Raw genomic sequence first — 8,865 nt, forward strand, 5'->3', positions numbered from 1 at the left:
CGACCGCATTGCTCATCGCCAAAGTGAAAGAAATCACTTGCATTCCCGGGGGCGTCCACACACGGCCCGAAGCTGATGAGGTGGAACGGCCCTTCTCAAACGGCATCGAATGCCTAACGTGGTCGTGTTGAAACGCCACAAAAAGGAAGGACCGCTCCATGGAGAAGATTACCACAGTCGGGCTTGATCTGGCCAAATCCGTTTTTCAAGTTCATGGCATAGCCGAAGAAGGACCCGTGATTGTACGCCGTACACTGCGTCGGTCGCAGGTTCTGGACTTCTTTCGCAAGTTGCAGCCTTGCCTCGTGGGTATGGAAGCTTGTGGCAGCGCGCATTATTGGGCTCGGGAAATTCAGGCCCTGGGTCATACGGTTCGGATGATGCCACCCGCATACGTGAAGGCCTACCTCAAACGCAACAAAACCGATGCTGCAGACGCTGAAGCTATCTGCGAGGCAGTCACGCGGCCGACCATGCGCTATGTTCCGGTAAAAACACAGGACGAGCAGGCTGCCGGAATGGTGCTCAAAGCGCGAGATTTGCTTATCCGCCAGCGCACTCAAACAATCAATGCCCTAAGAGCGCATCTTGCCGAACTGGGCATTGTCAGGGCGACCGGTCTGGTCGGAATCGTCAGCCTTGCCGCCATAGTACGCGACGACAGTGACCTGAGATTGCCGGGTGCAGCGCGAATGGCTTTGGAAGAGCTCGTTGAGCAAATCGAGACCGTGACGGCACGCATTGAAAGACTCGATCGAAAAATCCTTGAGGCTATAAGAAAAGATGACAACGCCCGACGCTTGACGGCGATCCCCGGCGTGGGTCCGATCTTTGCGGCGACCGTCCGGGCAGTAGTCCCTGATCCTGCCGGCTTTAAAACCGGTCGGGACTTTGCTGCCTGGATTGGGTTGACACCACGCGCACATTCCAGCGGAGGAAAAGAACGATCGGTTCGATCTCAAAGCGCGGAAACCAGCAATTGCGCACGCTGCTTGTCGCTGGAGCAACGTCGGTCCTCAAGCTCGCCCGTCGTGGCCTCCAGGCATCACCATGGATAGCGGCGATGATATTGCGCCGCCCGTTCAAGGTTGTCGCGGTCGCTCTCGCAAACAAGATCGCGCGCATCATCTGGGCTCTTCTCGTTCGCGGCGATAACTATATAGGAGCGAAGATGATCGCCCAAGCTTAGGTTTTAGAGCTTTCTGGCCAGCCGGTCGGAGAGGCAGGCAAGGTGCCAATTGTGATGACCCAACGGGACGACATCCCGAAGCAAATCAGACCGCAAAATCGCAGGCGCGTTACAGCGCGAGAAGCTGATTAGGCGATTTGCTCCGCGGATCTCATCGTGGCCGTGGCTGAAGGGCCAGAAAACAGGCCGGACATATGACTGCACCGTCCATATTTGGGAAATACATGAGGAAATATCTTGCCAAGCGGGCCGTTCCACATATGCGATTTTGGCCAAGTTGTGGAACGTTGCCCGAACGGATTGACCGCCATGGTGTCATCGCCTGAGAATTCGCTCCTTGAACAGGGAGTGGACGTATGGGTTTGCGTGTTTCACCTGAGTCGTTGGTCGGTGAGTGGAGCCTCTCGTTTGCCGATATTGACTTTGTGAACGCCAAGCCGGCCGGGTCGAGGCTCGGACTGGCGGTGCAGCTGAAGTTCTTCGCAGCCTTCGGATACTTTGCCACCGGCGCGACCGAGGTTCCCGACGAAGCGATTTCCTATCTGGCCGCCCAGCTTGACGTGGGCAAGGCCGATCTCGGCGGCTACCATTTTTTAGGACGCTCGGGCCGCCGCCATTGCGCGGAGATTCTGCGCCATCTGGGCTTTCGCCGCATGAGGCGGGCGGATCGCGCGGCGCCTTGCGGACTGGATAGCAACGGAGCTTTGCCCGGGCGGGCAGTCGGTCGCGGCGATGCTGGAGGCTGTCTTTCTCTGGTTCCGCGACCACAAGATTTTCGGCCCGTCGGACAAGGAGATGGAGCGGCTTGTACGTTCCGAACGGCAACGGTTCCTAGAAACATTTCTTGCCGTGTGGCGCACCGGCTCGTTCCGGAAACGGCCGCTCTGATGGAAGCTTCACTTGCAGATCCGGAGAGCCCGACGGGGTTCCACACGATCAAGGGCAATGCAGGTGCCGCAACGCTGGAGAATATGCTTTCCCTAGCGGACCGGCTGGCCTTCATTCAAAACCTGACACTGCTAAGGGATTTGCTGACGGGTGCCGGCAAGCCTTGGATCGATCAGATCGTCCGGCGGGTCGGTGCCGAAAAGGCGTCGGAGATGCGCCGCCACGCCCCCAGGCGGCAACTTGGCCTCTGTGCCGTCTTCCTGATGGTGCGGGAAGCACAGATCATCGCCGAGATGATCGACCTGCTGGTGGAGGCCATCCACAAGATCGGGGTGCGTTCGAAGCGCAAGGTGGTCGCCGAATCGCCAGGGATATTGAGAAGGTCTATGGCAAGGAACGGTTGCTGGTCGATATTGCGGATGCGGCGATCGAGACGCCGGACGGCCGGGTCTGCGATGTAATCTTTCCGGTGGCGGGCAAGGATAAGCTTGAGGCGATCGTCAAGGAGCATCGGGCGAAGGGCACGCTCGAACGGCACATCTACCAAGTGATGCGTGGCTCCTATGCCGGTCACTATCGACGCATACTGCCGAAGCTGCTTTCGGTTCTGGAGTTTCGTTCGAACAATGCCGTGCATCGGCCCGTGGTTGAGGCATTGGACTGGATCCGGCAGGCCTTCGACACCGGCTGTCGGGTGGTGCCGCGGAATGGCGTACCGATCGAAGGCGTCATTCCGCCGAAAGGGCGCAGCGCGATCATCGGCAAGGACGGGCGCATCAACCAGATCAGCTATGAACTCTGTGTGCTCAGCCAGTTGCGTGACCGCATCCGGGGGCGCAATCCGGATGATGATCTGCCCAAGGATTTCGAGGCCAAGCGTGCGGCCTACTATGGTGCGGAACTCCTGGATGTCTTGAAGGAGACTGCGCTCGACACCGGCTTTCTGGACGCCTTTGAAACATCGGCCTCTCGCGTGACGCTTTCCCGCGGTGCGCTCGACCGGCGCCTGATCTTGTGCCTTTACGGATTGGGCACGAATGCCGGCCTAAAGCGCGTGGCGGCCGGATGCCCGGACGTCAGTTAGGAGGAATTGCTTCACGTCGGCCGGCGCTTCGTTCACCGGGAAGCGCTCGAAGCAGCCTGCGCCAGCGTTGCGACCGCGACACTGGCCATCCGCAACACCGCCATCTGGGGCGAGGCCGGTACGGCCTGCGCTTCGGATTCCAAGAAGTNCGGCGTGATGATCTACTGGCATGTCGACAAGGGCTCGACCTGCATCTTCTCGCAGCTCAAGCGCTGTTCGTCTTCGGAGGTCGCTTCGATGATCAAGGGCGTGCTGCGGCATTGCACGGACATGGAGATCCAGCGGCAATATGTCGACAGCCATGGCCAGAGCGCCATCGGCTTTGCCTTCTGCAGGCTGCTCGGTTTCGAGCTCGCGCCACGGCTCAAAGCGATCGCCCGGCAGAAGCTGGNCATCGGCTTTGCCTTCTGCAGGCTGCTCGGTTTCGAGCTCGCGCCACGGCTCAAAGCGATCGCCCGGCAGAAGGGCGGCAGCCGGCTTTATGGTTATCAACAGGCTGGGCGACGTTGCCACCGTTTTCCTGGGAAGATGGATTGCGAATATGTGCAATCGCTACATGAGGCCTGAAATTCGCGTCCTGCCCATCGCAATCGATGGTTACCAATTCGCGTGGTGGCCGACACGACCTTATATATCGAATTCCTTTTGCATGCATGAACGCTGCAAGACCGAACCCAGCTTGTCCACGATTGTCAAGCTTCGGAACCATGTGCTTGAGCCGATTATAAACCGTCTCCTGTGAATGACTTGAAGGCAACACAAACGCGCCCGCAATACCGGACATGCGACTTCTCCTTCAATGCGGGTCAGCGAGCTCGTGGTTTTGTTTCCACTTAAGCAAGGCTAGTGCAGCAAGGCTCGTGCCAAGGTCTTTGACGGCACGCCTGACGATGCGCCACATCGGCTACGCGCCCGACAATACGGGATGTGATCAAGCGGCCCTGATCCGGATCGTGGGACTTGCGATACGCTGTCCTCATCAGACGCCAGCTTAGGACTCCTCGCAGAATCGACGGGTTTGCGGCATCGACGACGGCATGAACACCGCGACTGTCAGCCACAAGCGCCATCGTTTCCCGGCCCCTTCAGCCTGCGTCTGGTCGGAGAAATGCTGCTGGAGCGCGGGATCGTGGTTTCTTATGAGACAATCCGCCGTGGCGTTCAAACGTGTCCGGTTGAAGACGTCCATGTCTGAAGGCCGACAACAAAGCGGATGCACCCGGTCGACCAGTACGAGGCGTTCCGCGATCTGGCGGACGAAGGCAAGTCGGTCCCCGATATTGCCGTACGGTTCGGCGCGACATGAGGAGCGGCGATTTTATGAGAAGGGGAGCATGAGGAACTGTGGGGCGGTCACGTTGCGGCCGACCAAACGGGCACTTTCTGTGGTGCGGTTCCGGCCCGTTCAGAGAGCCTCCGCCACCAACCGCCCCACAGTTCCTCATGCTCTCCGGATCTGGTGGCACGACACGTAAACGACAACTCCTGAGGCGATCATGCCTTGCGCTCCGCGCGCATGATCCTGACCAGACGATCGGGATCCCACCGCTTCAAAGCGCGTGAACCTGACCGGCTTGACCTGCCCCCTGTCAGCGGCGAAACCGCGCCAGACGCCAGCGCCTGTTTTTTCCGTTGGCATGTTAAATGCAAGTCATCGACAAACGCGCTCACACTGAGCANGCGCGGTTCCGGCCCGTTCAGAGAGCCTCCGCCACCAACCGCCCCACAGTTCCTCATGCTCTCCGGATCTGGTGGCACGACACGTAAACGACAACTCCTGAGGCGATCATACCTTGCGCTCCGCGCGCATGATCCTGACCAGACGATCGGGATCCCACCGCTTCAAAGCGCGTGAACCTGACCGGCTTGACCTGCCCCCTGTCAGCGGCGAAACCGCTCCAGACGCCAGCGCCTGTTTTTTCCGTTGGCATGTTAAATGCAAGTCATCGACAAACGCGCTCACACTGAGCAGAAATTGTCCCACGACCACGCAAAAATGGACCATTCCCGTACGCGAGGCTACTCATGTGTAATCAGGCTGTTAGCAAGCTTATGGCTTGATCATTAAATTGGCTGCGTCACCTAAACAGAAGGACTCAAAAAAATGACTTATCCCGTGGGTTCGCCGTCTGATGGCTCTCTGAAAGTATCTATCGAGGCAAATGGCCATCATGACCCTCGATTACACAGCATTGATCACATAGCTTTGGCGGTTCATAAACTAGATGACGCTATCCACCTGTTTCAAGATGTCCTTGGCTTCAAGCTTAGGCGGCGTTTGCATATAAAGGGTAAGAAGACTGGGATGGTGTGTGCGGACATGGTTCGGAACGACATGNCAGCATTGATCACATAGCTTTGGCGGTTCATAAACTAGATGACGCTATCCACCTGTTTCAAGATGTCCTTGGCTTTAAGCTTAGGCGGCGTTTGCATATAAAGGGTAAGAAGACTGGGATGGTGTGTGCGGACATGGTTCGGAACGACATGTGCTTTGTACTTTGCCAAGGCACAGAGCCAGAGTCGCAGGTGTCTCAACTTGTCCAAAATTACGGGGTAGGTCTAGCTCATGTTGCATTAGCTGTCGACGATGTGTCGGCGGCGGTCAATACGCTTAGAGCGCGGGGATTGTCGTTCGACACGACCATTATTGAGGGACCTGGCCTAACACAAGCATTCTCTTCTCGATGCCCTAATACGGGGATAAGCTTTGAACTCATCCATCGGAACGGAGAGGAAGCATTTCTTGAAAACAACGTACAAGAGCTTTTCGAGCAACTTGAGCAGGCTGGAAAATACTGATCGAAGAGGTGTGGTCCCCTCGGTTTCTATAGCGATGCTGGTGATCCGACTTCAGGCGCGCCCGCCGGCCTACCAGGGTCNGAGGTGTGGTCCCCTCGGTTTCTATAGCGATGCTGGTGATCCGACTTCAGGCGCGCCCGCCGGCCTACCAGGGTCCCGCAAGACTGATCGAAGGTGGCATTCCGACAAAAGCGATCGTAGCCTAGTCGCCGTCTCCAAATGCGCCGATCACCTCACTCTCTACAGACTGCCAAAAATCTGCAAGCGGCGAGACATCGCTCTCGACCGTTTGACACTCGCGGACTGGACCGGCCGTGCCGCCTGCACCTGCGCCCCGAGTGACCTGAATGCGCTCAAAGCGATGGTGCTTTCGCGCGAAGCGGAAAATGCCTATCTGCGCCAGATCATCAGAGGATTGCAGCGCCAGCGGGNGACGAAAAGGAAAGCGTCACCTGATCTGCGCCAGGCACGGTGACCTGATGTGGTGGACGGCCTCCGCTCCCGGCATCGCAATGTGCCAAAGTGTGGCTGTCGAAAGTCACATGAGGGAGAGCCGTCCATGGAGAAGATTACCACAATTGGTCTGGATATCGCCAAGCAGGTGTTTCAGGTCCACGGGGTCAATGGCGCTGATGTTGTCGTTGTCCGTCGCAAGCTTCGCCGCGATGATGTCGCTGGGTTCTTCAAAGCATTGCCGCCGTGCCTAATCGNTGTCGTTGTCCGTCGCAAGCTTCGCCGCGATGATGTCGCTGGGTTCTTCAAAGCATTGCCGCCGTGCCTAATCGGCATCGAGGCTTGCGCGACGGGGCACCACTGGGCTCGGGTTCTTATGTCACTGGGTCACGACGTTCGGCTGATGCCTGCATCCTACGTCAAGCCATATGTAAAGTGAAGCGGCAGAAGAATGATGCGACGGATGCCGAGGCGATCTGCGAGGCGGTGGCCCGGCCGACGATGCGCTTCGTTCCGGTGAAGAGCGAGGAGCAACAGAGCGTACTGATGCTGCATCGGGTCCGCGAACTCTTGATCCGGCAACGGACAATGCTGGTGAACGCCTTGCGCGGCCACCTGGCGGAGTTCGGCATCGTGACCCGCCAGGGTGTTGCTGGCGTCGGAATGCTGATCGCGTTGGTTGAAGATGATGATCACGATCTCATCTCGCCGNACCCGCCAGGGTGTTGCTGGCGTCGGAATGCTGATCGCGTTGGTTGAAGATGATGATCACGATCTCATCTCGCCGCTTGCGCAGTCGGCGCTTCTTCCGCTGATCGGGCAATTGCGGGAAGTGCACGAGAAGGTCAGCGAGATGGATCGCCAGATTCATGCCTGGCATCGCTCGAATGAACTGAGCCGACGCCTGGAGACAGTTCCGGGAATGGGCCCGATCACTGCAAGCGCTATCGCCGCAACCGTGACAGACGTAGCGCTCTTCAAATCCGGCCGGCAGCTGGCGGCCTGGATAGGTCTGGTGCCGCGGCAGAACTCATCGGGCGGCAAGGACCGTCTCGGCAGGATTAGCAAGCAGGGCGATCCTTATCTCCGCCGCCTTCTCGTGGTCGGTGCCCATGCCGTACGCCGCTTCAGCCGAACAGGAAAAGCGCCATCAACTCGCTGGGCGGCCGATCTTCTGATGAAGAAGCCATACAACGTCCTCGCCGTCGCCCTGGCGAACAAAATAGCGCGGGTCGTTTGGGCGCTAATGATGTCCGGACGACGCTTTGAGGCTTCGGCCGCCGTTTGAGCAGTCGAGANCGCTTCAGCCGAACAGGAAAAGCGCCATCAACTCGCTGGGCGGCCGATCTTCTGATGAAGAAGCCATACAACGTCGTCGCCGTCGCCCTGGCGAACAAAATGGCGCGGGTCGTTTGGGCGCTAATGATGTCCGGACGACGCTTTGAGGCTTCGGCCGCCGTTTGAGCAGTCGAGAAGGATTGCCGAGATTGGTGAGGCGCTGATGGTGTGATGACGGACGGTCGAGCCGGGATCGGACAAACCCGCTCAGTGGGTGCCGCTTAAAAGCGCGTTGACCTTTCTGGGATCCGATCAGCGGACTTCATCAGGGCCAGCGGCAACAATAGGCCGCACTCAAAGGCCGAATACATGCCTGCATCCGACCAATCTGGCAGCAACGTCAGAAAGCCCTTGCCTGCGGAGGCCAATGGTATGGACCCCGCCCTCCAGGCGAGGTGAAATCTCGAACGCCAACTGCAACGAAGGAGGATGTCATGCAGATCGTTCGAATAGGCCTGGATCTAGCGAAATACGTCTTCGAGGTTCACGGTGTCGACTGCCACGGGAAAGTCGTCGTGCGCAAAACGCTACGCCGCGATGCGGTAGCCCCCTTCTTCGCCAATCTGCCACGATGTCTGGTCGGCATGGAAGCCTCGAACGGAGCGCATTATTGGGCAAGGGTGCTNCTTCTTCGCCAATCTGCCACGATGTCTGGTCGGCATGGAAGCCTCGAACGGAGCGCATTATTGGGCAAGGGTGCTTTCCGATCTCGGCCATGAGGTTCGGCTGATCAGCCCTCAGTTCGTGACGCCATACGTCAAGTCCAACAAGAACGATCGGAATGACGCTGAAGCGATTTGCGAAGCCGTAGGCCGCCCGACGATGCGTTTTGTTCCGCCGAAATCAGCCGATCAATTGGCGATTCAAGCGGTTCATCGCATTCGCAGCCGTCTGGTTGCAGATCGGGTCAAGCTCGTTAATCAGGTTCGTGGACTTCTAGCCGAGCATGGAGTGGTCATTGCCCGCGACATCCCACGGCTGCGCCGGGCCCTTGCTGAAATTACGGGGGGCAGCGACGATGGTCTCAATGAATTGGTGCGGGTGCTGATCCGAGAAGTGCAAACGGAGTTGGCCGAACTGGACCAACGCATTGCATCTTATGATCGGCGGG

The 8,865-nt window shown here is 58.2% G+C and carries 2 protein-coding genes and 6 pseudogenes; all 8 read left to right on the plus strand.

The features are described 5' to 3' along the window. Positions 1 to 158: 158 nt before the first annotated feature. A pseudogene (locus tag X738_RS79655) lies at positions 159 to 1,189 on the plus strand (IS110 family transposase). Positions 1,190 to 1,545: 356 nt separating this feature from the next. Next, a pseudogene (locus X738_RS89865) lies at positions 1,546 to 3,605 on the plus strand (Tn3 family transposase); the annotation flags it as partial. 628 nt (positions 3,606 to 4,233) lie between these two features. Continuing rightward, positions 4,234 to 4,317, plus strand: a pseudogene (locus X738_RS88105) (IS6 family transposase); the annotation flags it as partial. Between the two features lie 948 nt (positions 4,318 to 5,265). Continuing rightward, positions 5,266 to 5,517: a VOC family protein gene (locus tag X738_RS89500; protein ID WP_156942777.1), complete on the plus strand. Its 252-nt coding sequence runs from the start codon at positions 5,266 to 5,268 to the stop codon at positions 5,515 to 5,517. Then, positions 5,472 to 5,963, plus strand: coding sequence for a VOC family protein (locus X738_RS79670; RefSeq protein WP_031257110.1), 492 nt, complete (start codon positions 5,472 to 5,474; stop codon positions 5,961 to 5,963). The genes X738_RS89500 and X738_RS79670 overlap by 46 nt, the downstream gene beginning before the upstream one ends. A gap of 155 nt (positions 5,964 to 6,118) precedes the next feature. Continuing rightward, positions 6,119 to 6,300 (plus strand): annotated as a pseudogene (locus X738_RS84150) (IS66 family transposase); the annotation flags it as partial. A 222-nt stretch (positions 6,301 to 6,522) separates the two neighbouring features. Next, positions 6,523 to 7,704 (plus strand): annotated as a pseudogene (locus tag X738_RS81520) (IS110 family transposase). A gap of 484 nt (positions 7,705 to 8,188) precedes the next feature. Further along, positions 8,189 to 8,865 (plus strand): annotated as a pseudogene (locus tag X738_RS79690) (IS110 family transposase); the annotation flags it as partial.

The organism is Mesorhizobium sp. L48C026A00 (assembly GCF_000502375.1).
Classification (GTDB): Bacteria; Pseudomonadota; Alphaproteobacteria; order Rhizobiales; family Rhizobiaceae; genus Mesorhizobium; species Mesorhizobium muleiense.